The organism is Pseudomonas sp. CMR5c, from assembly GCF_003850545.1.
Classification (GTDB): Bacteria; Pseudomonadota; Gammaproteobacteria; order Pseudomonadales; family Pseudomonadaceae; genus Aquipseudomonas; species Aquipseudomonas piscis.
In genome coordinates, this window is record NZ_CP027705.1 from 3,442,744 (window position 1) to 3,466,273 (window position 23,530).

Below are 23,530 nucleotides of genomic sequence, written 5' to 3' on the forward strand. Positions count from 1 at the left end.
TAATTGTTCGGAATGACTATAGAAGAACCCTACCTCTCACACTTCTCTAATCTTACAAAACACATCCGAGCTTTACTAATGATTCAAATACGTGTCCAAGTGCGATGCTTTCGCACTGACGACGAACGCCTTATCAGATGAGGTTTTGTTTGGAGCGGGGCATTGATACAAAGTAGAGATAAATTTTCAAGCTGCCATGACGACTAGAATAGCACTAAGAATACCTTGCCAGTGCAACATACAGGCCTCTATCTCAATACTACTTTATCCTTCCTAATGCACGAGAGAAACTCCTCTATGCGAGAATTTATGTCAATTCCCGCGATCGGTGGAATATTAAAGAACTGTGAGATATACCACTCCCTCTCAGGCTCATCTAGAAGATCTGAAATTGTAGCCCCGGCCTCTGAAGGGGTGCTCGGAAATATACCACAACTATAAAGCGCAGTTTTTTGTAACCTCTGCAGCTCCTGCTCGCCATAAAACCCCAACACAACCCCAAGGACAATCAGTGCTGCTCTCCTGTGAATAGAGCTTGAATTATTTGCCCCATGATACATGCACGAACTGTAATGATAATCTGCATGCGTTATTGGAACCTGTGACGCGTAATTGAAAGCTACTCTAGCAATCCCACAGTATCGATACTCTGTTCGCAAAGACAGAAAGCTTCTCAACAAATCACGAATTAGCCGGTTCGTACCCGAAGTGCGCTCAATTTCTTTTCTATTGGTGAAAAGCCAATCTTGAACTCTTAAACCAAGAAAGTTTAATGTGGCAAACTCATAGATATTTCTATCGCCCTTACGCTGATAGCAAAAACCCGAGAAAAACGCGAAAGACTCCCATGAACGATATAATCCAAAATCCGTCCGGGTGGTAGCAAGGAGGGTTTTATGTAATGAGCAATATGCCACATCAAAGCGACACCAAGATCTTCTCCAGTATGGGGTCGACCGGTATTTTACGTCCTCATCAAGGCATTGCCGACAGAAAGAATTTCTATTACGAACATTCGAAATCATCTCTTTATTTTTTATATAAAAATACTCCTTGCAATGAGCATAATCTATCCCAAAGCGAGCACAGAGCCGCTTAAACGTTTGGCCAAAGCTGAAGTCGTAGTCAAGACCATTTTTCAATGAGCTTTCTACATATTCCTCGACAGCCTCCATAGTCAAGACGCATTGTTTGCTGGTCGCGCAACGGAATAGCCATGAGGATAACGTTTCATCGCTATAAGGCTGAGGGAACCCTTTGAATCTTCTATTCTTTCTCCCCCTTAGTAATCCCATCTACGAACAGCCCCCTTCTGCATGCTTTCCATGGTTATTTTTTCTTCCCCACTCTTGATTGCATGAATCGCTCCAAATCTTATAGCCTTCAACACTTGATCCATCGTACCGTTTGTGTTCGTTAGAAGGTATTTAACAGTTTCCTGAGAATAAAGCCTGGACGCTTTACGAAGAGGTAGGTTTTCCTCAATCGAGGCCAGGAAGCTCCTAAATTCGTCGCCTTCAACCCATGGCAATAATTTTAGAACTTCAAATCGTCGTTCGAGTTGGGGATCTTGGTTTAGCGCATTGACTGCTGATGTCGTACCGAAACCCATGATACTAAGATGATAAGGTGGCTCGGACAGTTTTTTTAGCAGCGAAAGATTTCTTCGTTGCTCTGCAACCTGAGCTAACAGCGCATCATGGAACTCGTCAATAATGACCGCTAAGATATTTCTAAGTTGCAGATATTTCTCCAATCCATTGGGAATTTTTCCGCTCCACCCTTGTGCTTTTAGCGGCACGCCTAAAGCCGTGAGCAATAACTCTCGAAACCTGAGATCGTCAGGATTTTCAGCTAAACTAGCAAATGCTACAATTCCATCGACTGCATCGTGTCTACTACTAATTCTATTAATTATGCTGGTTTTCCCGGCTCCGCCTTCTCCACAGACAAGTAGACAAGGTGCAGGAGACATCCCACGAGCATTGAGCATGTTTTTAACAACTCGCTCTACTCTTGAACACTGCGGGCAGTCTACCCAAATATTCTTATTGATAATGTCAATTCTTTCGGAAACCCCAAACAACGCAAGAGACCGCTTAGCCTCTTTTATGTGGGAAAGGTCCATTCAGTCCTCGCTATTGAAGGGCATTGGCTTTTTGGAATAATCAATTCTAATTTTTGAGTTCGACTCTGCTGGTGTTCGAGTGCCATGTTCCCTGCTTATCGCTTGCTGTCTCCTCTCCCTTCTGGTTGTAGTTTTCGCATTTACTACAATCTCATTAGAAGTTTTTTTAAGTTTTATTCTTTCTTCCTCTGAAACCCAACGGGATTTGGATTTTTCCTGTTGAAACAACCCATCAATACGAGAAGCTTCTAGAAGATTGTCATTTTGCGCAAGATCGGAGAACGGCACGTTTATATATTCGTCATTTAAGCGAGCCCAAATTCTTCTGATAGACAAAGGATTGTACTTTATTAAAACATCCTTTCCGACATGAGGCGCTAAATCAGGGCAGTAGTAATAATTATTCTTGAAACGCAATCCTTTTGGGTAGACAGTACGCCTATCCTGGGGGAGAAAATCAATAGTTAGTTCGGCTTTCTCATTATTAGTTAAAACTTGAGGATTATGACCGGAAAAGTAATCAATCCATGCGTCTCCAGGTGTCATTTTTATAGCTGAATGCACAGTGCAATGGTAAATCGCAACTTGCGTAGCAAACCACCGGGAGAACTCCATGAAAGTCATGCATGACTTTTTTTCACTATCGTACCCCTTCCTAGCCTTAGTATTGGAGAAAGTCGTGCCGGGTAAGAAATGCACTTCACCCATCAGAGTACCGATTAAACGCTCTACGTGACCTCCGTAGTGTTTTTTCCCGCGCGGCCGCCAATTGAGGTCGATTTTGTTTTTAGCACATGCTTTCTCCATACTAAGCGACCTGAATTCCTTCGCATTATCCGAGTTAATGGCCTCAGGTTTTCCAGAGAAAGGATAGCTAATATGCTCACAACCAATCATTGCTAAATAATCTGCTTTATTCGCCACCGCGAAAGCTATCGTTGCGGCCACCGAGACGGATGACGGATTATGCCAAGACAGATAATAGGACAATATTACCCTGGTCTTGACATCAACTAGTACTGTCAGCCAAGGCCTACCAAGAGGAGTCCGATCATCATCACATAAAATTACATCGACCAACGTGTGATCAATCTGTGTAACTTGCAGCGGTCTGCTTAATTTTAGTCTTCCAGGCTTCATCCCTAATTTATCGTACGCATCTGCCGCGCCATACTGTAGCTTACGAAGCTCTAGTGGAGTTATGGCGTTTACTCTCTTCGACACAGCCCCTAAACTCGGTATGGGAAAGCTTGATTCTGTGCATTTATCCTTTACCGCCTTCCAGACGGCGGAAGGCCCTGCCGCTCTATTTCTCAGCTTGTTTTTAATGCATTCCCTTATAATATTCTCAACCGTTTCATCTAACTGGCTTTCTCCATTTTTTCGACCTCTTTTGGCCTGAAGTAAGGCAGTGGATCCAGCGCCCTCATCATATTTATTAAGAAGCCTATAAAACGTGGTTTTCGAACACGGGATAAGTCCCAATGCGCTTTTGTATGTTATTTCTTTGTCTAAGTACTTTCGAATAACATCATTTCGGCGCTTGGCCTCTTTAAGATCTTCAAACTCCATCTCATCGCAGCGACCCACCATCTTCTTGATATTTTTCATCCGCTCGCCTCATCGACACCGAATGGCCACGATAAGTGTTTTTTGAGCGTGCGTCACACATCTCCAGTACATTTTTTAGAGGTTTTTTTCCCGAAGCGCTATAAACTTCGTATAATAATATTCTACGTTAATATAGTCTTTAAAAGACTCTTCGCAGAACTCTAGAAAAGACAGAAACAAGAACGCCGATTTGATTGATGATATTCGTGCGAACAAACACATCTAACAAACCGGCGTTCTTATGCGCAATATTAATACTTTCCTTCCGTTTTGGGAGGGCTTTTCTGTCGTCTCTATCAGGCCTGATGGTGACGCCTTGCAGATCGATCTCATCCCCCAATCGCACCTACAGCGGCTGCAACGAGCCCAGCACGACCACACATGAATACTGCCAACGGCTTGTTCGAGGCCTACTTATTCTCGGGTACTCGGTGCAGTTAAACGTCGAACTCAGACGAGTCGGGTGCGGTAGTTGCGGCAAGAAAATGGAGACTGTTGGCTGGCTTGATCGTTACTCTTGTATGACGCGTCGCATAGCATGCGATTACTGGAGCGACTGACTCTACAGACGGAGCTGTATAAGTTGCCTGTAGCCCGTCCCAGGCGATTGGTCATGGACGAGTTTGTCCTGTTCAAAGAGCATCGATACGCCAGCGTCGTACTGGATGCGGATACCCACCCGGCGAAGGATGTAGCCGGGGCACTATCAGGCCCTTCTTCGAAGAGTTGGGGCTTGCTGCTCGCAAATCGAGGCGGTAGCGATGGGCATGAATACTGCTTTTGACCGTGAAGTTAGCCAGCACTGCCCACAAGCACGAGTGGTCTACGACCTATTTCATGTGGTGGCCAAATACGGCCGAGAAGTGACTGACCGTGTACGAGTCGATGAGGACATCCGCCTGCGTCATGACAAACCCGCCCGCAAGGTCATCAAGCAAGCTCGCTGGTAACTGCCGTGCAATCCGGAAAACCTCAAGAGCGAAGATCAGCAGGTGCACCTGTAGGATCTGCTGGCAGCGAACCAATCCAAAGCGAAATACTGGCTTTGAAGCAGTTCGCTAAACGCTTGAAGGGTTTCTGGCGGGGCATTTTGAGCAGGGTTCGCTGGCCGATGTACACCGGTCAACTGGAGAGGGTCAACAACCGCATCAAGGTGATTAAGCGTATGGCCTACGGCTACCGGAACAGCGAGTCCTTTTTCATGAAGATTAAGTGCGACCTTCCCGGCAATTCGTGAACAACCTTTTAAAAGAGGGAAAAACAGCGTTCGTCAAAAGCTTGATAACATTTCCCACGCAGGATTATATAAATCCATAAAATTCCGTTGCTTAGGTGATTTTTGACATTTTGAACACTTCTAGATTTAGACGATTTTTCAGCAAGCTTGCTATCCAAGCTTTTTCCTTTTTTAACAGTTATAATTGAAAAACACATTAAAAATCATAGAGGTAGCGTCATTACCTGCTTTAAGTGTTGTTCACACCTGCTTCTGATCTTCCAGCTTCCATCCGTGCCTCTATGTGAAACGCCTGGCGATGCCAGGCGTTTGATCAAGCAAACAGACCAAGTGCTGCGTCGTCCCACTGGTGACCGCCTTCCGACCAGCCGTTGCCAGCCTGCGGTGGGAACCCCGATCTGCAATATCCTTGCTTGGCATCGAAATCAAACACCGCATGAGGAAAATCATTGATCAGCAATACCGCCTTGCGGTGATCGACGGCCCAGCCGACTTTCACCATCGATGGCTTGTGGCTGTCACTGACATCGGCGGCATTGTAGATATGCAGCGCATCGTAGATCGGGTTGCCTTCGGCCGCGGTATCCAATGCGTAGAAGTAACCGGTGTCACCATCATCTTCAAAAACCACGACGAAGGAACCTTCCTCGGCAGGAGCCTCCAACACCAGGGCTTGGCCTACCTTCAATTCGCTTTCAGCTGCCAGATAAATGGGCATTACAACTTTCCTTGTCTCTTGGAGTATTCAAAGGCGAGCATGATGACAACCTGGAGTAACCCAGGCAATCTCCGGGCAGAGATTGACCTGGGTCTTTCATCACCTAGAATAAATGGCCGGCCAGCAACGCACCCATCACTCATGCGAGCGACAACACCTGAAGATCCCTCCTTGGTATTCAGGCTCTCGCCTTGGTCAAGTAGCCTTCCCGCAGAGCTTTTTAAATTGATTCACATTGGAAACTGCAGTGCTTAATGCTGTGATTTTGTATTTATAGTAGTGAATTGCATCTGCCTGGGCTTCTCCAACATGGCCAAAATACTCTTCCCAGGCGTTTCTATTAGTTAGCAAGTCAGAGAGCATCGTACTTAGTTCATTTGCCGTCCAATATTCCTTGTATCCCTTGTCCGCGCCAGGGGCCGGGCTGAGATGCTTGACATATGCGTCCACCGAGTATTGGTTCTCGTAGGCCATGAACAGCGTATACACTGTACCGACTGACGACTTGTACCACGGGATAACGACAAAGTGATGGATTGCTGATCCCTTAACAAGAAAGTGCCAAACAGCTGTCTGTGAGTTATCACCACGAAATAGCAGTGCCTGTTCAATTTGGTATTTCATTTTCGAATCATTCTTGATGACATCATCTCCAACGTCATCTTGCACCTTTCCGTAGACAGCGCAGCTCATTTGAACTGGCACTGCAGGACAATCCTTCAAGCCCATCAGTAATGGGTTACCTGTTATTGCATCAACCAGATCTTTCCCTGTCATGGTTCTTGGCTCCTGCCCAAATATTTAACACGCATTATGAAATTACTGGGTGAGGATAGCTTTGATCCGATCTTTATCAAGTTCGGCCACCGGGAAACTAAGCTGAATGAATTGTCCCAGCTTGGATAACTCTATCCATGGAAAATGCAGGCTTCTACCTGCTTGTCAATAGCTCCCTTGAGCGACTGTGCGCAAGGCGCCATGGTGGTAGCCTTTCGTGGCGCCCCCTGCGCGAGTGCCCGATCTGTTTGGGATCATTGATAAAAAGCAGGTCAGGCTGATGCATAAGCCTCATGTCAGATAACTGAAAGGAATCGAACATGAAAAAGCTCATAACTGTTATCGCTATATCAGCGGCCGTCGCTTTCACCGCAAGTGTCGCGAACGCTTCTGTGCATCCGACCACTATCAAGCCTCCCCAGACCGTCCATCAGGTGACAGCTTCTGCCGAAACTCCTTTTGGAACCCAAAAAGCAACTGGCGAAATCAAGTTGGCTAGTTTGGCCAGGAGTTGTTCCGATGAACGATATTCCTGGTGGGAATACAGCGGCTGGGAAATTGTCGGCTGCCTTGCAAGCGGCCAGTGGTAGTTATCAGGGCGCTCTGGTGCGTGAACACGCACCAGAGCCTGTTATAAGCTCCGGTGAGTCAGCGCAACCACATAACTCTTCAAAGTTGTACTTCATGTATTAACAGCACCTTCTATATTAGCTGTTAATCTAACGCCAAGATATTCCTGAACTTACTCCTCTCGTCCTTTTGTACTTCACGGCTCAGTCAACTGTTTATTAGGCGTGCCCTACCCGCGCACGCTGCCTTTAGCCTCTTGTCGTCCGAATAATTCGCACCGCAGGTTCCTGGCTGGCAACGACCTTACCGAGGGGCATTCCCCCTTCTCCTCCCTGAAGTTCAACACCTTGATTCACTTGCAGTTTTTTCCATGCTGCAGCGAAGCGACTAAAAATGACCAAAAAGACAGGGAATATCGGGACAGCGACCGGTTGGTCACATATGCCGATGCGTTTCGGCAACCTATAGTGCAGCCGCGGCGAATTGGAAGGAGTCCAGTTGCCGGCACAGCTATCCAATCATGGACAGGAGCTACAGATGTACCCCATCAAGGATGACGCCCATTGCCAGTACAGCGCGGTTGATATGCAACCCAGCGAGCTATCGTTGACCGCCCTCACCTCTTGCCTGCGTCTTTCACGACGCGATGGCGGCCGTTAGCCCAACACTTCAAGCGTCTATCCACGAGCCGTGACATGCCCAAGGCAGTCACCGCTTTCACGTGCCTCGAACAAAGCCACCTGGTGTGCAATGACCACGACAAGCTATCTGGAAACGCCTGTTTCCATGCCCTTGAACATCGATTCCAAAGCCGATGCATTTGAATTTCGCCCGGGCACCCTCGAAGACATCGATGGCCTTGCCGAGCTGTTCCAGTCCATCTATGGGCACACGACCCATCCGTGCCAGAGCCCGGTGTATATCCGCAACGCGATGAACTCCGATCAACAGCGCTGGTTCGTCGTCGAGAACCAGTCCGCACTGCTGGGTTGCGTCTGCATCACCCGGCGTCCCTGGAACCAGTCCTGGGAAGTCGGCCATGGGGTGATCCATCCGGATGCACGCCGCGGCGGTGCGATCTCGAACCTGATCAGGCTCTGCCTGGAAGATCATCGGCCCGACGCCATGGAGCTGGGCTACTACACCCCCCGCAACATCGCCATCCATTCGGTGATGGGCAAGATCAAGCCGGCAGTGTTGGTGGGCCATGACGGTGGCCCGAACAAGGTCGACGGCATCCGCGAATATCACCTGACCGCAATCCACCCGCCGGCCCAGGACGGTTTCGTCCATATCGCCCCCTGGTATGCCAAGTCCTCGGGCAGCGATTTCATCAGCCAGTACCTGTACGCCTCGTTGCAAATGGAACCGGTACTGGGCGCCTATCCGAATACCTACCTGAGCGGTGCCCCGGGGACCGAGCGCCACGGCCAGATGCTGTACACCCAGGACCATGAGGCCAATGCGCTGATGGTGTCCGGGCATTCGGGCAACTATCCCTCGGAGCGCGAGGTGCTGCAGGAGCTCGAGGCACTTGTACAAGCGCACAAGGACATCGAGTACGTGAGTGTTCATGTACTGGCCGACAAGCTAGAGCTGCTCGGCGGCCTGATGCGGCAGGGTTATGCGGTGACCGCCTATTTGCCGGCCTGGCACCTGCAAGGCGGCGCCCGCTACGACTGCATCAACCTGGTGTGGCACAAGTTCGACCAGGCCCCGCGCAGCCATGGTTTCGATGAGGAAGTCGTCTTCTTCGACCAGGCCTACGCCAGGCTGGGCGACAACCTGTGCAGCATCCGGCCCGGCCACGCTCCGCGCATCGACAACTGATCCATCGAGCCCTACATCCCTTCGGATGATTATTGGAGAGTCAAGCAAGTGACAAAAGAACAATGGCTTAACGTCCGTAAACAGATCCCCGACGGCGCCAAGGAGCCCTGGACCGTAATGTTGTGGGTCGCCGATATGCTGGTCCTGGTACTGGCCTGGAACCTCTGGCTCAGTTCATCCACCGGGCTGCAGTTGCTCGGCCTGGTGCTGGCTGGCGTCGCCACCCTGCAGATCTACCTGATCCTGCATGAGGCCCTGCACGGCGCAATTTCGGAGAACCGCCGGGTCAACAACTTCATCGGGCACTGCAACGGCTGGCTGATCGCCTTGCCCTTCCTGGTTCGCCGTCGCTTCCACACGGCCCACCATACCTGGACCTCCCACCCCCTCAACGATCCGGAAAACCGCGGCATGATCGAGAAGTTCTCGGTCATGACCAAGAAACAGGAACGAACCCTGGAGTTCATGTGGAAGCACTGGATCCCGATGATCGCGGCCAACCATTTCCTGCTGAACTGGCGGGCACCGTTCATCGCCCGGGCCAAGGGCGACAACTCGCCGCGGATTCTCAAGGAAATCCGCTTCGCCCGCCTGTACCTGGTGGCCTACCTGGCCATGGCCGGGGTCGCGCTGTACTTCGGACACCTGGCTGACCTGGTGATGTTCTACCTGATCATCTGGCTGTTCCTGTTCTTCATGGTGGAGTTGTTGAACCTGCCGCACCACGCCGAGGCGCCGCTGCAAGCCAAGGACGCCGACCGCCTGCAGTACTGGGAACAGGATGTCGTGTCCCACGACTGCAAGAACCTGCCGCTCTGGTCGCGGTTCATCATCCTCAACTTCAACCTGCACATCGTGCACCACGCCTTCCCCTCGGTGCCTTGGTACCGGCTGGCCGAAGCCCACAAACTGCTGCACGAGCATGAGCATCATCCAGGGGATTCGCAGGTCAGCGAGTGGGATTTCGCCTGGACCAACCGTCGCCGGCCGCTGTTGAAGCTGATGGGGCACTTCTTCGATCACCGCACTTGACCGCACCGGCGAAAGATCCCGAATATCCGGGATCTTTCGCCGAGCATGAGCGCCATGACCTTCATACGTCCTTTCACCAACCACGACCTGGACGCCTGCCTACAACTGTTCGACAGCAATACCCCGGCCTTCTTCGATCCCCTGGAGCGCCCGGACTTCCTGCACTTCCTCGAACATTCGACAGTCAACCTGCTGGTCATCGAACGCGACGGGCGGATCGTTGCCTGTGGTGGTCATGCCCTGCGCCCCGAAACAGTCACCGCCAGCCTGTGCTGGGGCATGGTCGACCAGGCGCTGCACGGCCAGGGCATTGGACGCCTGCTGACCGAAGCCCGGCTACGAGCCATTCGCGAGCAAGGCCTGGCCCGCGCGGTGCGCATCAGCACCAGCCAGCACAGCCAGGGTTTCTATGCCGGACTGGGTTTCGTGCTGCGCAAAGTGACGCCCGACGGCCATGGGCCCGGCCTGGACTGCTGGGATATGGAGTTGGCCCTGATATAACCCCGCCCTCGCCTGCCCTGTTACCTGGCTCGACCCAACCGCTAGGACTCTCGCCCCTTCAGTACAATCGTGGCCAGGTAGGACAAGACACGCTCCTGTGCCTGATTGATGATCTCGAACGAAAACTGCGCAAGGCCCCGATTACCGGGCAAGGGGATATTGCGCACGTCGCGAACCGTTACCGCTCCACTGATGAGATCGTCTGGACGCACCGCTTTCAGCCAGCGCACATCATTCAAGCTCGCGCCGCCCACGCTACAAGCCCTGAGCAACCCCAAGTCGATGAAGAGTCGGAAACTCAGGGCAAGCGTATGAAAGCCGCTGGCGACCAGCCCGCCCATCGGTGAATCCAGCGCGGCGACAGGATCGATATGGAATGCCTGTGGATCGAACTCACGACCAAAATCGATGATGCCTGTTTCCGTCACCTGCGCACTGCCCAACGCGAAGACCTGTCCTTTGGCAAAGTCTTCGAAATACAAGTTTCCATGATCAGTCATGGCCGGCCTCATTCGACTAGTTTGCAGACAAGTTCAACGGGACTGAGTACCCGTGTTTTTATCAGCGTTGAAATATTGACCATCTGCCGCATGGCAGTGGCGCCGAATGAAATATGCAGTCCAAGTGGCGATACCCCTTGCTCCAGGTTCCGGCTCCTCAAATCATCGAAATACGCCACGCCGAACTCCCAGCGGTCCGTTTCGCTGATCACCGTGAACCCCGCCTGCTTCAGATACATGAGGTATTCAGCCAGAGGGGCGACGAAGTCCGTACTAGGATTCGATGCCCAGGGAACCGGATAGAGCATCTGGCCCTCCCCGACCCGCATCACATCGTAGATCCCAAGCTTGCCGCCAGGTTTCAGTACTCGGCGGACCTCCTCGAATAGCCGCGGCTTGTCAGCGATGTTCATCCCCACGTGCAACATGGTCACCACATCGCAGAAGTCATCGGGAAAGGGCAGCGCCAGGGCGCTAGCCTGCTGATAACTGACCTTCAGCCCTCCATCTATACGGGCAGCCAGTGTAGAGGCGGCATTAATATAGTCGGGAGCCAAGTCTATGCCATGGACTTCACAACCGAAGGTACTGGCAAAGTAGCGTGTTGCCCCACCCAACCCGCAGCCGACATCAAGGACCTTCATATCCTCGTGGAGCCCCAACTTGTCGGCCAGGTCGGCAGTCGCTTGACGCCCGCCGATGTGGATTTCATCCACCGGCGCCAGGTCTTCTAGATTCAGTCTTTGCGGATCTTTCCCACTGACAAGCAATGCAGAGAAGATCTTCTGTTCAAGGTCTGGCCTGGAATAGTGTTTCTCAAACTCTTGATCGAGCTTCATCTGGTTCTCCGGGATATTGAAAATGTCCGAAACAGATCAGTCGTCATTCCCCATGGGCACCGCGCTCGGGAACACATGACGATCGGTAGTTTGATTCAAACTTCGTACTCAATGCCTACGCCATCGAATCTCAGACGGTCTTGTATATGCACTTTTTCTCCCATCATGTTCTTCCCGGACAACAGGCCTGCCTCGAAAAGGCGTATGACCATCTGCAAGGCATGTTCGGAGTAACCAGCTGCATTCAATCGGCTGATCAAGGTCTTGTAGTCGAACTTCTCCTTGATCAAATCGGAAAATATTTCCCTGACCTTGGAGTTGGCGGCATATTTGGTCATGCGCCTCTCGCCGTTTGATAGCACTTCCTTAGGTTCAAGCCTGAAATCCAGGGGATTGACCTTGTAGTAATCCTGTAAGGTGACCGTCCCGCCGTTCCAGCTGAATTCGGATATGCTGGACAACTGCTTCAACAACTTGCCAATCCAGCCGACCCTCATTGGCGTCAGCTCCGCATCGGAAAATTCATCGGAGAGTTCACTGCGCTGGTGTCGTCCAAGGGCGATCATCGTAGATGCCCGGTCCTTGAAGTCCGAGATCGCCCACTCCTCCCCTCCTGCCTTGTCGGTGAGTTGGTCGAACCATTGACGGCGATTGAAACGATCATCCTCGCTTTCCACTATCCTGCGCTTGTTCCAGAACTCGGAATCGGGCTCGGTGAAAGAGGCATAGGTGTAGAAAGAGGCGAGGAATTCGTGGTACTGCTCATAGGTTTCGCCATAAGTGCTCTTGTACCACTCATGGACCTGTGTGCTTTCGCCCGGATGCCGGGACAGATAATCAATCGCTGAAGCCGCGCAAACAGCGGATTGGGACGCGAGATGCACGCCCTGCGAAAACAACGGATCGGTAAAGCAGGCAGCGTCACCGCAAAGAAAGAAACGCCCGCTGGAAAAGGTGCTGGTGTCGTATGACCAGTCACGAACGACCCTGACCTGTTCGATCTGCTCCGAATCACCCAGCAACTCTTTGGCGCGAATGCACTTGGCCAGCGTGCGTCTGTAGAACTCATCCGGCCCCACCTCCTTTATCTCTCCTACCTTGCTGATATCGACGATCACACCAACGCTGTAGATATCCCCCTCGAGCGGAATCATCCACACCCAACCATCTTCGAAAGTTATCGAGAAGGTCGTACCGCGCAGGTCTCCTTGAAACGGATCCGGGCAGGAAAAATACGACCACACAGCAAGATTGCGATAGAACTCGTCATAACGACGAATTTTCAGTTGCCGGGCGAGAATGCTGTTGGCACCTGAAGCATCGATCAGATAGTCACCAGAAACCGTCGAGGATGCATCGCCCTGGCGCACCTCCAGAATGACCCTCTCAGGATCGCTTAAATCGACATTGGTTACCGCCGCCCCCTCGTGGACCGTCCCACCTCGGGCCATGACTTCCTTCAGGAGTAAATGGTCGAACACTTCTCGCTTGACCTGGATGGCATGATCGAAAACCCATTCAGCGGTGCTCTTCGGGGTTGAAAAGGAAAAAGTCCATGGCGGCTGGTTTTGTCCCCAGAGAAAGGTCGCGGAGGGTTTCTTGACGAACCGGGCTTCGTCGATGAGTGGCTGCAAGCCCAACCTGTTGAATATCGACATGGTCCCAGGAAGAAATGACTCGCCAATCCTGTACCGGGGAAAAGTCTCTTTTTCATAGATCGTGACCTGGTGTCCCAACTTAAGCAGAGTCAGTGCCGCCACAGACCCGGCCGGTCCACCACCAATGATGACTACATTGCCTGGTAACATTCCTGTTCTCCTTCAAGTCGCAATTAACGCTCGACGTTGCGTTTCTTTTTCGCTCTCTCCGAAACAGCAATTTCATCAACCATCCTGACTCTTACGGGCATCTTGAATCGCTCCAGCTTGCCTGCGAGAAAATCCATGATTGCCTTTCTCAGGCCCTCGGCACTGATGGGGTATGCCGGTTTTACATTCACCCCTACCGCCTGGCCGGTAATAGCGTTGCTGATCCCGTATACGAGGCAGTCCTGGACCAGTGGGCATGCAAGAAGCAAGGACTCGACCTCAATCGGCAGGACCTTCTCTCCGCCGACGTTGATCACCTCGTTCATCCGCCCGAGGATCTGTATCTCTCCATCTCTGCCCGACTCGGCCAGGTCCCCGGTGCGGAACCAACCATCTTCTGTCAGCGAAGTATTTTCGACATTGAGATAACCAAGGAACTGGCTCGGTGACTTCAACTGGAGTTCGCCAGCGACAATCCGATATTCAAAACTCTCATCGACGATCTTGAAACGCGTGCTTTGCGAAGAAGCGCTCTGTGTCCCGGCTATTCCTGTTTCAGAGGTGCCGAATGTCTGGAGCAGCCGCACCCGGGGAAATATTTCTCGCAAATAGACCAGAAGCTGGGCTGGCATGGCTTCCGTGCCGTAAGTAATGAGTCTTAATGCCGACAAGTCGTAGCGTTGGTGGAAATCCCCAAGGCGCAGCAAGTTCAGGAATGTCGGGTTGGCAGGCAAGACCTGCACCTGCTGCAACTCCAGCTCCCGGCACACCGCATCCGGTGTTCTCTCCCTGACCACGACCGCACAATTACCGGAAAACAATATGTTGATTAACGTATTCACGCCGCCAATGTGGTCGAACATCAGAAACAGGATGACCACAAGCTGCCGCCCCCTGGACTCTTTGTCTTTTTCAGCGATCAGTTTGTCCAGGTCGTGCAGAATCGCCTTCGGTCTGCCGGTACTGCCGCTGGAAAGCAGGATCAACCCAGCGGCCCCACGGGCGTTGAGAGAGGAGTACAAAAGGTGCCGGGACTGGCCGGAGCAAGACTCGACGACCACATCCTCAAAGGCCCTGATCATGAAACTTGCATCACAGGAAACCTTCAGAGTTTCCTCGACCGAGGACGTCAGGTTCGTAACCGGCGCAACGATGGCCTTGATGGCAGCCAGGGCCAGCAAGGCCAGGACTCCATTGGCCGAATAATTCCCATGCAGTACCACCACGTGCCCAGGCGCGATGCCGGACTGAATGAAGTGAGTGGCCAGATCCCTGACCTTCTGCGCTACCTGCATGTACGAAAGCGCGACTTCCCCATCAACCAGTGCTCGACGAACACCTCTAGCTTCCAGGCCGCGCAGCCAACCTGCGTTGATCATCTGACCCCTCCTAGATAGAGCGTCTCGCCTGATACGAAGCCCGACGCCTCGGAAATAAGGAACTCCACTGGCCCGACCACATCCTGGAACTCACAGGGTCGCTTGATGGCCTGGCGGGCAATGAGTGCTTCGATCTTGTCCTTGTCCAGGGTCCTGGTAAGCGCTGTTCGCAGCGGGGGCAATCCCAGGGTATTCACGCGAATATTCAAGGGGGCGATTTCCCGGCTTAGAGAACGAGTGAACTGCTCTATCGCTGCCTTGCTGGTTGCATAGGCGAGCTGCCCTTCCAGGGAAAACAAGGTGGCGACTGAAGAGATATTCAGTATTGCCCCCGAACCACTACTGTTCTTGAGTAACTTCACCGCCTCGCGGCAGCACTGCATCACTGAAAACACATTCAAATCGTAGAGTTTTTTTGTATTGTCCAAATCGCTCAGCAGAAATGGTTCCATGACGGATGCACCCGCGTTATTGATCAACGCATCGATAAAGCCATAGCGCTTCCTTATTACATGGAACATTGCTGAAACAGACCTTGATTCAGTCAGGTCAACATTGAAGTGTGTGTAGCCGGGAGGCATCTTGGCTCCTTGCCTGCGACTACAACCAATGACCGTATGCCCTTTCCCGATCAGATGTTTGACCAACATTCGACCTAGTCCGGTACGTGTTCCCGTAACGAGGATCAGCATGAAGGCTTCCTAGCTAACTTCTAGAGCGGGTATCTCTTCCATGATGAACTCGACCAGCGTCGATGGATTTTGGAAAGGACTGACTTTTCGCGAAATAGCACGATCCGACGTCAGCGATACAGACAAATCATATTTATCGGCGATCAACTCTTCGATTCGCATCATTAATGTCACCAACTGCAGGGAGTCGAACAGGCCATCCACTCCATATATGGTTACTTTGCTCATATCATCAACCGAAAGGTCATTGCTTTGACTGGCAATACTCTCGGCCAATGATTGGTTCACGACACTATCGATATCTGCTCTGGTTGGCATGTTCCCACCTCACTATAGTGCATTAGTTGAAATGCTCAGGTTAGTAATGTCGAGTCAGCGACAAGGAATAATCTCCCTTGTACCCAATAACAGGATCTGAAATAGGAGTTCTATTGAGCGACAGGGTCGCGTAGAGCCAGGAAGTTCATCGGCTTGACGCTCGCCACGACTTCACCGTCTTGATTGATGCCTTCGAGCAGGGAGATGACCAGGCCCCGATCGGGCTTGGAACGAGAGCGCCTGGTTTCCAGGATCGAAATCCGCAACCGCAGTTGATCACCAGGACGGACAGGCTTGAACCAGCGTATCTCATCGACCCCAGGGGAGGCACGACTTGCTACGGAGGACAGGTAGTTATCAACGAACAGGCGCATCATCAGGCCCAGCGTATGCCATCCGCTGGCAATCAATCCTTGAAAAGGACCGCTTGCCGCGGCCTGTGGGTCGAGATGCATCATTTGCGGATCGAATTGCTTGGCGAACTCTATGATCTCGAATTCACCGACGTCCAATGGACCATACTCGAATACCGAGCCTTCGATATAGTCTTCAAAATAACGCTCATTAATAGGAGTGGAAAACGTCGACAGCTTCATCTTGATATTTCCTTTATCCATTAATAACCAACCCCTTGGGCAGGTCGCATGCAGTCCCTTGGTGAAATTTTAACTATATGGTTAATTACCCTCTACATACTCAGCAAGCTAAGAACCGAGATTTACAAAAGAGCCAGGACCAAGCCTCTTGCTTATACCTTCCGCTTGGAATTACAGGCATGTCAAGGGAAAATTTCACAAAACAAGATGTATCGTTTCAGTACTAGTCGAGGGTGTTGAGTGCCCATCTTTGTTTAGATCAGCCCGATGCGCAATGGCTGTTTTTTTCTTATGGACGCATGATTATTCGATGAACGGTATGCTGGCCCAAGCATGGCAAAATTTACCGAGTAGGGAAATTATATATATCAGAAGGTACTAATTATCCGTATTGTCAGCTCGACTGTTGTCGCTCTAGCCCGCACTTTTCATCACCAATAGTTGCGCGACAGAACTAAACCTTTGGTATGTTGCTTCCCCGCCAGCCAAAGAGAAATCCAAGGTGTCCAAGGTAAAGCTCACCGCAGTCGATCAATCCAACTACGAACGAATCTGCGACCTGGAAGTGTTCGAGAAACAGGAAGACTACGTCGCATCCAACCTCTGGTCGCTGGTCCAGGCCAGCTACAACCCCACTTGCAGCGCACGCGCCATCTACCATCGGGACGAACCTGTAGGCCTGTTCCTGTGGAGCGCCGAGAGCCCGGGAAAAGTCTCCATCTGGCGCTTCATGGTGGACAAACAGCATCAGAACCGCGGCATTGGCCGTCAGGCCATGGGTTTGCTGCTCGAGGAACTGCGGCAAATCCAGGGCCTGGCGCAAATCGAGATCTGCTACCACCCCCGCAACCCAATAGCCGGTCACTTCTATTCCAGTTTCGGTTTCGTCGAGACCGGTATGGACGAGGATGGTGACGACATGCTGGCGGTAATCGACTTGCCGCAGCCCTCCGCTGGCATTGCCTAGCCGGAGAAACTCCGTAATTGCTGCAGCAGTTCGCCCTGCAAGGCCGCACTGCGGAAGAAACCGAAGTGCCCCACTGCTCCGGCGCTACGTGGCGTGCGCTTGACCTGCAGGGCGGCCGCTGGATAGGCGTCATGCATCCGCTGCGCGGCGGCCCAGGGCACATAGTTGTCGTCATCGAACACCCAGCTGACCATCGGGATCGCCAGGCTTTCGTAACCGCCCCGCCGGGCCAGCCCGAAGCGCTCGGCCAGCAGGTAGTCGGGCTCGCGGACCCAGCGTGACCACTCCTGCATCAGCCGGCTGGGCAAGTTCTGGTTACCCAGGCCCAGCAGCCGCGCCGGAAACGTCGCACCGATCCTGGTAACCAGCGGAATCAACAGGCCGAACAGCAAGCCCATGCGCAGCCGTTCGAGACCCGTCCAGCGCTTCCAATAGGGGAACGACCCGCAGATAAAGGCTGCTGCACGCAACTGCCCCGCCGCAGGAGATAACCCGAGCAACTGGGCGCCGATGCTGTGGCCGATGAAGTACAGCGGCAAGGCCGGACGCTCGACACGGCAGAACTCGATGGCGGCGCTGATATCCTGTACGCCCCAGTCGGCCAGGGAGCATCGGACATTCGTTGGCAGATCATCCTGTGCCCCGCGATAGCTGTACAGCAGCACATCGAAGCCACCCTGGGCGGCCAGGGCCGCAAAAGCCCCGTAGAAGCCGCGCCGCACGCCCAACGCGCCGGACACCAGGATCACTCCCTGCGCCGGCCCCTGCGCATCATGGTAATCACCCGGCAGCACGACACCGTCGGCGCATTGAATCTCCACCTCTCGGCTCATGTCCGCACTCCCCGCTTGAACAGGCGATCGACCAGCACCCGGGCGGGCTTGCGTGCGCGCAGGGGCCGTTGCACCAGGTTGCCGGCGCAGTTCGGGCAGCAATAGGCCAACCGCACGGCACAAGGCTCGCAGAAGGTGCATTCATAGGAGCAGATGTACGCCCCGCCGCTATCGCTCAAGGCGCTGGCGCAGGCCTGACAACGGGTTTTCATCTTCAGCATGGATACCTCTGCATTCCTGGACGAACCTGAATGAAACAGCGCCCTGTACTTGCGAGCGCCGCGTGTTAGCATCACATACCGACAGTATGTAAAAAGGCATGAGTATGAATGTCAAGAGCCGGCAACAGGAAAACTCCGAACTGACCCGCGATGCCTTGCTGGACAGCGCCCGCGAACAGTTCATCGCCCACGGTTACACCGGGGTCTCCATCGACAGCATCGCCAGCCAGGCGCGAGTGACCAAGGGGGCGTTCTACCATCACTTCGCCAACAAGAAGGAGTTGCTCGCCCAGTGCTATGAGCAACAGATGCGCATGATCGCCCAGGCCCTGGACCAGCTGCCGGCGACGGAGGATCCCTGGCTGCGGGCTCAACAGCTGGCCACGACGTTCATCGATACCGTGATGCGTCACCGCAAGCGGTTGTTGTCGTTGCAGGAAGTGATCAGCGTGCTGGGCTGGGAAGACTGGAAAGCCATCGACTCACGCTACACCCTGCACCACATCGCCAAGCTGATGCATGAGCTGCATGCCGCCGGACGGGTCAAGCCCTACGACCCGAACAACCTGACCAACCTGGTCTACGGCTTCCTCACCCAGGCGGCCATCAGCATCAAGGATGCCCGGGACAAGCCCCAGGCCGCGGGCGAAATGAAACTGATCATCCGCGACTTCTTCGATAGCCTGAAGCCCAATGGCCACTGACCTGGGCCTCGGGACCCTCGGCGAGCGAGCTTCTGCTGGACGCCGATCGACGTTAGTCTTGATCGCCCGCCCCCTGCCCAGGCCCTGATGATGATGTCTTGCACCACTCAGTTCTGGCGCGATCCACAGCTGCCCTACGTCGAGAGTCGACGGGCTTGTGACAGCCGCGCCAACTACAAGGCCCATAGTCATCCGACGCTCTCCATCGGCGCGGTGGACCGTGGCGAAAGCATCTTCACGGGAGCCTCTGCGGGGCCAACGCTGATCCGCGCCGGCAGCGTGGTGTGGGTTCCGGCCGATTGCGTGCACGCTTGCAACCCCCACCCGGGCACGGCCTGGAGCTACCAGATGCTGCACCTGGATGCCGCCTGGGTGGAGGCCCTGCGCCAGGAACAGCCCGGCGTTCCGGCCAGGTCCAGGCGCCAGGTCCTGCTCAACGACACCCCGCGGCTTTACCAAAGCTTCTGCCGGCTCAACGAGTTGCTGTTTTCCGCCGCCAGCTGGCAGGACAAGGAAGCAGCGCTGATCGAGTTCATCGGTGACTTCTCGACCGGGGAACAACCGACGCTCACCCTGGCCGCCGACCTTGCCCAGGCCAGCGCCGGAGTCCGCCGGGTCGTGGCCTTCTTGCGCCAGGCCCCGCAAGCCGCAAGCCCGTTGGCAGAATTGGCGCAACTGGCCGGCATCAGCCGTTACCAGTTGATCCGGGCCTTTCGCAGCGCCACCGGAATGACGCCCCACGCCTTCCAGCTGAACCAGAGGATCATCCAGGCCCGATCCTCGCTACAAGCAGGCGAGGCTCCTGCGGCCCTGGCGCAACGCCTGGGTTTCGCCGACCAGGCGCACTTCCAGCGGGTGTTCAAGGCCCATGTCGGCGTCACCCCTGGGCTGTACAAGGCCTGAGGCCGCGCAATTTTCTTCAATACCCGGCCCGTGGCGCCAAGCAGACTTCCTGCCCCTCTTGCTCTGTGGAAGTCTTGCCCATGTTCGAACAGTTCCTGCTGGTGGCTGCCGCGCATTTTCTTGCCCTGCTCTCCCCCGGCCCCGATTTCTTCCTGGTGGCGCGCATGTCCATGGCTACCGGTTGGCGATCGGCCACCGGGGCCTGCCTGGGAATCGCCCTGGCCAACGGTGTATTCATCGTCCTGGCATTTGCCGGGGTCTCGGTATTGCGTCCGGACGGCCTGCTGTTCCTGGTGATCCAAGTGGCCGGCTGTGCCTACCTGCTGTATGTGGGCGGGCTGTTCATCTGCCATGCCGGCGGCAGCTCGCTGACCGCGGTGACGTCCCAAGGCCAGGACCGGGCCGGCTGGTGGCGGGGGCTGGGCATGGGTTTCCTGTCAGGCATCCTCAACCCCAAGAACGCGCTGTTCTACGCCAGCCTGGCATCGCTGGTCGGTGCCGGGATCGACAACGGCTGGAAGCTGGCCTACGGCCTGTGGATGTTCAGCGTGGTACTGGCCTGGGATGTGCTGGTGGCCGTGGCCATCGGCAATGGCCGGGTCCGCCTGCGCTTCTCCCGGGTCCTGCCCTGGCTCGAGCGCTGCACCGGGGCGATGCTCATCCTGCTGGCCCTGGGGGTACTGGGCGCGATGCTGGTGCGCACTTGCTGGCTGTGGGGCGTCGGGCTGCGCTGCTGACTGGTCGTTGTCTGGCCGCAGCCGATTACAAATGAACAACAAAGCCCAGCATGGTTGTCATACCGCTAACCGATATTGTCCTTCAACGCCGTTGGCGCCTGCCCCATCCAGCCATCCATCCAAGGAGAACCGCCATGCCACAAGAGCCCCGCCTGGGATGCGGCGCCGCCATCGTGCGTGACGGCCGACTGCTGCTGGTCAAGCGCCTGCGAGACCCCGAGGCCGGACACTGGGGTCTGCCGGGAGGCAAGGTCGACTGGCTCGAGCCGGTGGAACAGGCCATGCGCCGGGAGATCCTCGAAGAGCTGGGCCTGACGCTGCAAGGCGTCAGCCTGCTGTGCGTGGTCGACCAGATCGATCCGCAGCGCGGCGAACACTGGGTGGCGCCGGTGTACCTGGCTTCGGCTCCCGCCATGGCGCCTTGCAACCTCGAACCGCACAAGCACAGCGAGATCGCCTGGTTCGAACTCGATCGCCTGCCGCAACCGCTGACCCAGGCCACCCGCACCGCGATACGGGCGCTGGTGCAGATCGCTGCGGTGGAGTCTTGATCGGCACAGGTCGCTGGATCCTCGTCGTGCTGCTGGGCCTTGGCGGGCTGGCCAGGGCCGGGGATCCAGCGCCACAGCACCTGCTGCGGCCCGATGGCTCGTCAATCAGCTATTACCTGCAGCAACGCCAGCCATCCGGGCCGTCAAGCTCGCTGCTGGTGATCCTCCAGGGTTCGGATTGCAACAGCGTGAGCCATGTAACGAGCATCCCCCTCCTGGCCCAGGCGATGCCCGAGGCCGATGTACTGACCGTGGAAAAGTACGGGCTGGAGGCGACCCTGCCCTACAGCCAGGACGCCGAACGCGCGGATTGCCCGCAGGCCTACCTGGAGCACGACAGTCCGACGCAGCGCACGGACGACCTGCAAGCGGTGATCCAGTACCTGCGCCAACAACGCCATTACGCCTCGGTAATTGCCCTGGGCGGCAGCGAAGGCGCGGTGATCGCCCATGCCCTGGCCGCACGCCCGGGAGTGGATTTTCGGTCTTATCCCGGGCTGGGCCATCGCTTCGACGATCACCACGGACAAAGCCACATGCCCACCGTGGTAGACGACATCGCCCTCTGGCTGCGCCAGTTGCCACCCCCTGGCGACAAGCGCGGGTGAGTGCCCGGCAACGGCCATGGAGTGCGACCGATGGCCGCAGGCTTTGGTCTAATTAGCCCGCCGCGTCCTTCGTCCGTTTGTTACCATGCGCGGGTTTTTTGCCTGTCTGGCTGTTGAAAGGGCGTTATTTCATGAGTGTTCTACTGACTCGCCGCACGCTGCTCACCAGCGCCGGAGTACTCGGCCTGGGCCTGCTGGCCGGTTGTGACAATAGTCCCCGGCTGTCTTTCAAATACGGCAAGGACCTGAGCAATCAGATTCTCGGCCGTACCTTCAAGCTCACCGATTCCCAGGGCGAAACCAAATCGCTGTCCAGCTACCGTGGCCTGATGCCGATGATCTTCTTCGGTTTCACCCAGTGCCCGGCCGTCTGCCCCACGACCCTGGCCCGCGCGGCGCAAGCCAAGAAGCTGATGGGCCGTGACGGCGATCGCCTCAAGGTGGTGTTCATCACTTTGGATCCCGAGCGCGACACTCCCGCGGTGCTGGATGCCTACGTCAAGGCCTTCGATCCAAGCTTCGAGGCGCTGTACGGCACCCTGGAAGAAACCGCGGCCACGGCCAAGGAATTCGGGGTGTTCTATGAAAAGATCCCCAGCGGCGACACCTATACCCTTTCGCACACCGCTACCAGTTTCGTCTTCGACTCCCGCGGCACCTTGCGCCTGGGCCTGTCCCAGTCCCTGAACGCCCAGGAGTGCGCAGAAGATCTGCTCACCGTCATGGAGGTCTGTTAATGACTCTGCAACCCCGTTCATTGCGTTTCAAATCCGCCCTGCTGCTGGCTTCCCTGCTAGGCCTGGCCAACGCCGCCAGCGCCGCGACCCAGATCGACAACGCCTGGGTCCGCGCCACCGTCGCCGGCCAGCACGCCAGCGGCGCCTTCATGGACATCACGGCCAGCAGCGATAGCAAGCTGGTGCAAGTGCAGTCGCCGGTGGCCAAGAACGTGCAGATCCATCAATCGAGCATGCACAACGACGTGATGAGCATGCAGCAGGTGCAGGCTATCGCCTTGCCGGCCGGCCAGAAGGTCAGCCTGGACACCCAGGGCTACCACGTGATGCTCATGGAGCTGGTAGGCCAGATCAAGGCCGGCGACAAGGTACCGCTGACCCTGACCGTGGAAAACGCCAAGGGTGAGAAGGAAACCATCAAGGTCGACGCCGAGGCTCGTGCTCTCAACGCACCGGACCACGGCGCCATGGGCCATGGTTCGATGGATCATGGCTCGATGGACCACGGCAAGATGCAGCACTGAGCCTGCACTGTTTGAAACAAGCCGCTGTCCCGCCAAGGCCAGCGGCTTTTTTGTGTCTACGCCTGCCACGGCGCTGAACCTATTCCCCCCGCCCTGCCCTTGTGCGAACCTGCGCGCGCCGCGCGAACTGCTAGCCCAATGCCATCCAGGAAGGCTTCCAGCGCTGTGCCGAGGAGCTGATCCTTGGCGCGGCTCATAACCACCAAGGA

General features: G+C 54.8%; 26 protein-coding genes and 1 pseudogene. 13 read left to right on the top strand and 14 right to left on the bottom strand.

The window, feature by feature from the left end; all coding sequences use genetic code 11:
- Nucleotides 1-248: 248 nt before the first annotated feature.
- Genes C4K40_RS32245 through C4K40_RS15775 form a run of 3 tightly spaced genes read right to left on the bottom strand, consistent with a single transcriptional unit; the run spans nt 249 to nt 3,739 of the window.
- Complete coding sequence (locus tag C4K40_RS32245) at nt 249-1,295, bottom strand: TniQ family protein (RefSeq protein WP_083456864.1); 1,047 nt, start codon at nt 1,293-1,295, stop codon at nt 249-251.
- On the bottom strand, nt 1,283-2,128 hold the full coding sequence (locus C4K40_RS15770; RefSeq protein WP_083456865.1) for a TniB family NTP-binding protein: 846 nt from the start codon (nt 2,126-2,128) through the stop codon (nt 1,283-1,285). Before C4K40_RS15770 ends, C4K40_RS32245 begins: the two co-directional genes overlap by 13 nt.
- Nucleotides 2,129-3,739: a Mu transposase C-terminal domain-containing protein gene (locus C4K40_RS15775; protein ID WP_083456866.1), complete on the bottom strand. Its 1,611-nt coding sequence runs from the start codon at nt 3,737-3,739 to the stop codon at nt 2,129-2,131. It lies immediately after the preceding gene.
- A 241-nt stretch (nt 3,740-3,980) separates the two neighbouring features.
- Between C4K40_RS15775 and C4K40_RS32250 the strand changes: the two are divergent.
- Nucleotides 3,981-4,976: pseudogene (locus C4K40_RS32250) on the top strand (transposase).
- 313 nt (nt 4,977-5,289) lie between these two features.
- On the opposite strand, the gene C4K40_RS15785 reads toward C4K40_RS32250, so the two are convergent.
- Nucleotides 5,290-5,694: a DUF2251 domain-containing protein gene (locus C4K40_RS15785; protein ID WP_053130066.1), complete on the bottom strand. Its 405-nt coding sequence runs from the start codon at nt 5,692-5,694 to the stop codon at nt 5,290-5,292.
- Between the two features lie 195 nt (nt 5,695-5,889).
- Nucleotides 5,890-6,471 carry a hypothetical protein gene (locus tag C4K40_RS15790; RefSeq protein WP_053130069.1) on the bottom strand — a complete coding sequence of 194 codons (582 nt, stop codon included), beginning with the start codon at nt 6,469-6,471 and terminating at the stop codon, nt 5,890-5,892.
- A gap of 320 nt (nt 6,472-6,791) precedes the next feature.
- Here C4K40_RS15790 and C4K40_RS15795 point away from each other — a divergent pair, with 320 nt between their 5' ends.
- From C4K40_RS15795 to C4K40_RS15810, 4 genes are all read left to right on the top strand, one after another.
- Nucleotides 6,792-7,061 (top strand): hypothetical protein, encoded by a 270-nt coding sequence (locus tag C4K40_RS15795; RefSeq protein WP_083456867.1) that lies wholly within the window; start codon nt 6,792-6,794, stop codon nt 7,059-7,061.
- Nucleotides 7,062-7,827: 766 nt separating this feature from the next.
- Nucleotides 7,828-8,871 (top strand): GNAT family N-acetyltransferase, encoded by a 1,044-nt coding sequence (locus C4K40_RS15800; protein ID WP_256223865.1) that lies wholly within the window; start codon nt 7,828-7,830, stop codon nt 8,869-8,871.
- Nucleotides 8,872-8,919: 48 nt separating this feature from the next.
- Nucleotides 8,920-9,903, top strand: a complete 984-nt coding sequence (locus C4K40_RS15805; protein ID WP_053130075.1) for a fatty acid desaturase — start codon at nt 8,920-8,922, stop codon at nt 9,901-9,903.
- Nucleotides 9,904-9,957: 54 nt separating this feature from the next.
- Nucleotides 9,958-10,404, top strand: a complete 447-nt coding sequence (locus C4K40_RS15810; protein ID WP_053130079.1) for a GNAT family N-acetyltransferase — start codon at nt 9,958-9,960, stop codon at nt 10,402-10,404.
- Nucleotides 10,405-10,445: 41 nt separating this feature from the next.
- On the opposite strand, the gene C4K40_RS15815 is transcribed toward C4K40_RS15810, so the two are convergent.
- The 7 genes from C4K40_RS15815 to C4K40_RS15845 form a co-directional block, all read right to left on the bottom strand.
- Complete coding sequence (locus C4K40_RS15815) at nt 10,446-10,904, bottom strand: MaoC/PaaZ C-terminal domain-containing protein (protein ID WP_053130081.1); 459 nt, start codon at nt 10,902-10,904, stop codon at nt 10,446-10,448.
- Nucleotides 10,905-10,912: 8 nt separating this feature from the next.
- Entirely contained in the window at nt 10,913-11,743 is an 831-nt protein-coding gene (locus C4K40_RS15820; RefSeq protein ID WP_053130083.1) for a class I SAM-dependent methyltransferase, read from the bottom strand.
- Nucleotides 11,744-11,838: 95 nt separating this feature from the next.
- Complete coding sequence (gene cmlS / locus C4K40_RS15825; RefSeq protein ID WP_053130085.1) at nt 11,839-13,551, bottom strand: chloramphenicol-biosynthetic FADH2-dependent halogenase CmlS; 1,713 nt, start codon at nt 13,549-13,551, stop codon at nt 11,839-11,841.
- A 23-nt stretch (nt 13,552-13,574) separates the two neighbouring features.
- Nucleotides 13,575-14,930 carry a fatty acid--CoA ligase family protein gene (locus C4K40_RS15830; RefSeq protein ID WP_053130087.1) on the bottom strand — a complete coding sequence of 452 codons (1,356 nt, stop codon included), beginning with the start codon at nt 14,928-14,930 and terminating at the stop codon, nt 13,575-13,577.
- Nucleotides 14,927-15,622, bottom strand: coding sequence for an SDR family NAD(P)-dependent oxidoreductase (locus tag C4K40_RS15835; protein ID WP_053130090.1), 696 nt, complete (start codon nt 15,620-15,622; stop codon nt 14,927-14,929). Before C4K40_RS15835 ends, C4K40_RS15830 begins: the two co-directional genes overlap by 4 nt.
- Before the next feature lie 9 nt (nt 15,623-15,631).
- A complete protein-coding gene (locus tag C4K40_RS15840) occupies nt 15,632-15,940 on the bottom strand; it encodes a hypothetical protein (protein ID WP_053130094.1) in 309 nt (102 codons plus the stop codon).
- Between the two features lie 110 nt (nt 15,941-16,050).
- Entirely contained in the window at nt 16,051-16,536 is a 486-nt protein-coding gene (locus C4K40_RS15845; RefSeq protein ID WP_053130095.1) for a MaoC family dehydratase, read from the bottom strand.
- Nucleotides 16,537-17,038: 502 nt separating this feature from the next.
- On the opposite strand from C4K40_RS15845, the gene C4K40_RS15850 reads away from it, so the two are divergent.
- On the top strand, nt 17,039-17,503 hold the full coding sequence (locus tag C4K40_RS15850; RefSeq protein ID WP_022644489.1) for an N-acetyltransferase: 465 nt from the start codon (nt 17,039-17,041) through the stop codon (nt 17,501-17,503).
- On the opposite strand, the gene C4K40_RS15855 is transcribed toward C4K40_RS15850, so the two are convergent.
- Nucleotides 17,500-18,336 carry an alpha/beta fold hydrolase gene (locus tag C4K40_RS15855; RefSeq protein WP_053130098.1) on the bottom strand — a complete coding sequence of 279 codons (837 nt, stop codon included), beginning with the start codon at nt 18,334-18,336 and terminating at the stop codon, nt 17,500-17,502. The two genes, C4K40_RS15850 and C4K40_RS15855, sit on opposite strands and share 4 nt — an antisense overlap.
- Nucleotides 18,333-18,557 carry a DUF1272 domain-containing protein gene (locus C4K40_RS15860; RefSeq protein WP_022644491.1) on the bottom strand — a complete coding sequence of 75 codons (225 nt, stop codon included), beginning with the start codon at nt 18,555-18,557 and terminating at the stop codon, nt 18,333-18,335. Before C4K40_RS15860 ends, C4K40_RS15855 begins: the two co-directional genes overlap by 4 nt.
- 98 nt (nt 18,558-18,655) lie before the next feature.
- Between C4K40_RS15860 and C4K40_RS15865 the strand changes: the two genes are divergently transcribed.
- The 7 genes from C4K40_RS15865 to C4K40_RS15895 all read left to right on the top strand — a co-directional run bounded on the left by C4K40_RS15865 (nt 18,656) and on the right by C4K40_RS15895 (nt 23,321).
- Entirely contained in the window at nt 18,656-19,261 is a 606-nt protein-coding gene (locus C4K40_RS15865; protein ID WP_172681616.1) for a TetR/AcrR family transcriptional regulator, read from the top strand.
- Between the two features lie 93 nt (nt 19,262-19,354).
- Nucleotides 19,355-20,164 carry an AraC family transcriptional regulator gene (locus tag C4K40_RS15870; protein ID WP_053131361.1) on the top strand — a complete coding sequence of 270 codons (810 nt, stop codon included), beginning with the start codon at nt 19,355-19,357 and terminating at the stop codon, nt 20,162-20,164.
- Between the two features lie 80 nt (nt 20,165-20,244).
- Nucleotides 20,245-20,901, top strand: coding sequence for a LysE family translocator (locus C4K40_RS15875; RefSeq protein WP_022644494.1), 657 nt, complete (start codon nt 20,245-20,247; stop codon nt 20,899-20,901).
- Between the two features lie 134 nt (nt 20,902-21,035).
- Entirely contained in the window at nt 21,036-21,452 is a 417-nt protein-coding gene (locus C4K40_RS15880; RefSeq protein WP_022644495.1) for an NUDIX domain-containing protein, read from the top strand.
- A 26-nt stretch (nt 21,453-21,478) separates the two neighbouring features.
- The gene (locus C4K40_RS15885) at nt 21,479-22,060 is read left to right on the top strand and encodes a hypothetical protein (RefSeq protein WP_053130100.1); all 582 of its coding nucleotides are present in this window, start codon (nt 21,479-21,481) and stop codon (nt 22,058-22,060) included.
- 131 nt (nt 22,061-22,191) lie between these two features.
- Entirely contained in the window at nt 22,192-22,797 is a 606-nt protein-coding gene (locus C4K40_RS15890; RefSeq protein WP_031321714.1) for an SCO family protein, read from the top strand.
- Nucleotides 22,797-23,321, top strand: a complete 525-nt coding sequence (locus C4K40_RS15895) for a copper chaperone PCu(A)C (protein ID WP_022644498.1) — start codon at nt 22,797-22,799, stop codon at nt 23,319-23,321. The genes C4K40_RS15890 and C4K40_RS15895 overlap by 1 nt, the downstream gene beginning before the upstream one ends.
- Nucleotides 23,322-23,530: the final 209 nt, after the last annotated feature.

What these genes read in the sequence shown, in the direction of transcription:
- C4K40_RS15870 (WP_053131361.1), top strand. Translation starts at nt 19,355, where the DNA reads ATGTCTTGCACCACTCAGTTCTGGCGCGATCCACAGCTGCCCTACGTC.
- C4K40_RS15840 (WP_053130094.1), bottom strand. Translation starts at nt 15,940, where the DNA reads ATGCCAACCAGAGCAGATATCGATAGTGTCGTGAACCAATCATTGGCC.
- C4K40_RS15890 (WP_031321714.1), top strand. Translation starts at nt 22,192, where the DNA reads ATGAGTGTTCTACTGACTCGCCGCACGCTGCTCACCAGCGCCGGAGTA.
- C4K40_RS15835 (WP_053130090.1), bottom strand. Translation starts at nt 15,622, where the DNA reads ATGCTGATCCTCGTTACGGGAACACGTACCGGACTAGGTCGAATGTTG.
- C4K40_RS15800 (WP_256223865.1), top strand. Translation starts at nt 7,828, where the DNA reads ATGCCCTTGAACATCGATTCCAAAGCCGATGCATTTGAATTTCGCCCG.
- C4K40_RS15860 (WP_022644491.1), bottom strand. Translation starts at nt 18,557, where the DNA reads ATGCTGAAGATGAAAACCCGTTGTCAGGCCTGCGCCAGCGCCTTGAGC.
- C4K40_RS15845 (WP_053130095.1), bottom strand. Translation starts at nt 16,536, where the DNA reads ATGAAGCTGTCGACGTTTTCCACTCCTATTAATGAGCGTTATTTTGAA.
- C4K40_RS15785 (WP_053130066.1), bottom strand. Translation starts at nt 5,694, where the DNA reads ATGCCCATTTATCTGGCAGCTGAAAGCGAATTGAAGGTAGGCCAAGCC.
- C4K40_RS15830 (WP_053130087.1), bottom strand. Translation starts at nt 14,930, where the DNA reads ATGATCAACGCAGGTTGGCTGCGCGGCCTGGAAGCTAGAGGTGTTCGT.
- C4K40_RS15880 (WP_022644495.1), top strand. Translation starts at nt 21,036, where the DNA reads ATGCCACAAGAGCCCCGCCTGGGATGCGGCGCCGCCATCGTGCGTGAC.
- cmlS (WP_053130085.1), bottom strand. Translation starts at nt 13,551, where the DNA reads ATGTTACCAGGCAATGTAGTCATCATTGGTGGTGGACCGGCCGGGTCT.
- C4K40_RS15895 (WP_022644498.1), top strand. Translation starts at nt 22,797, where the DNA reads ATGACTCTGCAACCCCGTTCATTGCGTTTCAAATCCGCCCTGCTGCTG.
- C4K40_RS15810 (WP_053130079.1), top strand. Translation starts at nt 9,958, where the DNA reads ATGACCTTCATACGTCCTTTCACCAACCACGACCTGGACGCCTGCCTA.
- C4K40_RS15770 (WP_083456865.1), bottom strand. Translation starts at nt 2,128, where the DNA reads ATGGACCTTTCCCACATAAAAGAGGCTAAGCGGTCTCTTGCGTTGTTT.
- C4K40_RS15815 (WP_053130081.1), bottom strand. Translation starts at nt 10,904, where the DNA reads ATGACTGATCATGGAAACTTGTATTTCGAAGACTTTGCCAAAGGACAG.
- C4K40_RS15795 (WP_083456867.1), top strand. Translation starts at nt 6,792, where the DNA reads ATGAAAAAGCTCATAACTGTTATCGCTATATCAGCGGCCGTCGCTTTC.
- C4K40_RS15775 (WP_083456866.1), bottom strand. Translation starts at nt 3,739, where the DNA reads ATGAAAAATATCAAGAAGATGGTGGGTCGCTGCGATGAGATGGAGTTT.
- C4K40_RS15865 (WP_172681616.1), top strand. Translation starts at nt 18,656, where the DNA reads ATGAGTATGAATGTCAAGAGCCGGCAACAGGAAAACTCCGAACTGACC.
- C4K40_RS15875 (WP_022644494.1), top strand. Translation starts at nt 20,245, where the DNA reads ATGTTCGAACAGTTCCTGCTGGTGGCTGCCGCGCATTTTCTTGCCCTG.
- C4K40_RS15820 (WP_053130083.1), bottom strand. Translation starts at nt 11,743, where the DNA reads ATGAAGCTCGATCAAGAGTTTGAGAAACACTATTCCAGGCCAGACCTT.
- C4K40_RS32245 (WP_083456864.1), bottom strand. Translation starts at nt 1,295, where the DNA reads ATGGGATTACTAAGGGGGAGAAAGAATAGAAGATTCAAAGGGTTCCCT.
- C4K40_RS15855 (WP_053130098.1), bottom strand. Translation starts at nt 18,336, where the DNA reads ATGAGCCGAGAGGTGGAGATTCAATGCGCCGACGGTGTCGTGCTGCCG.
- C4K40_RS15790 (WP_053130069.1), bottom strand. Translation starts at nt 6,471, where the DNA reads ATGACAGGGAAAGATCTGGTTGATGCAATAACAGGTAACCCATTACTG.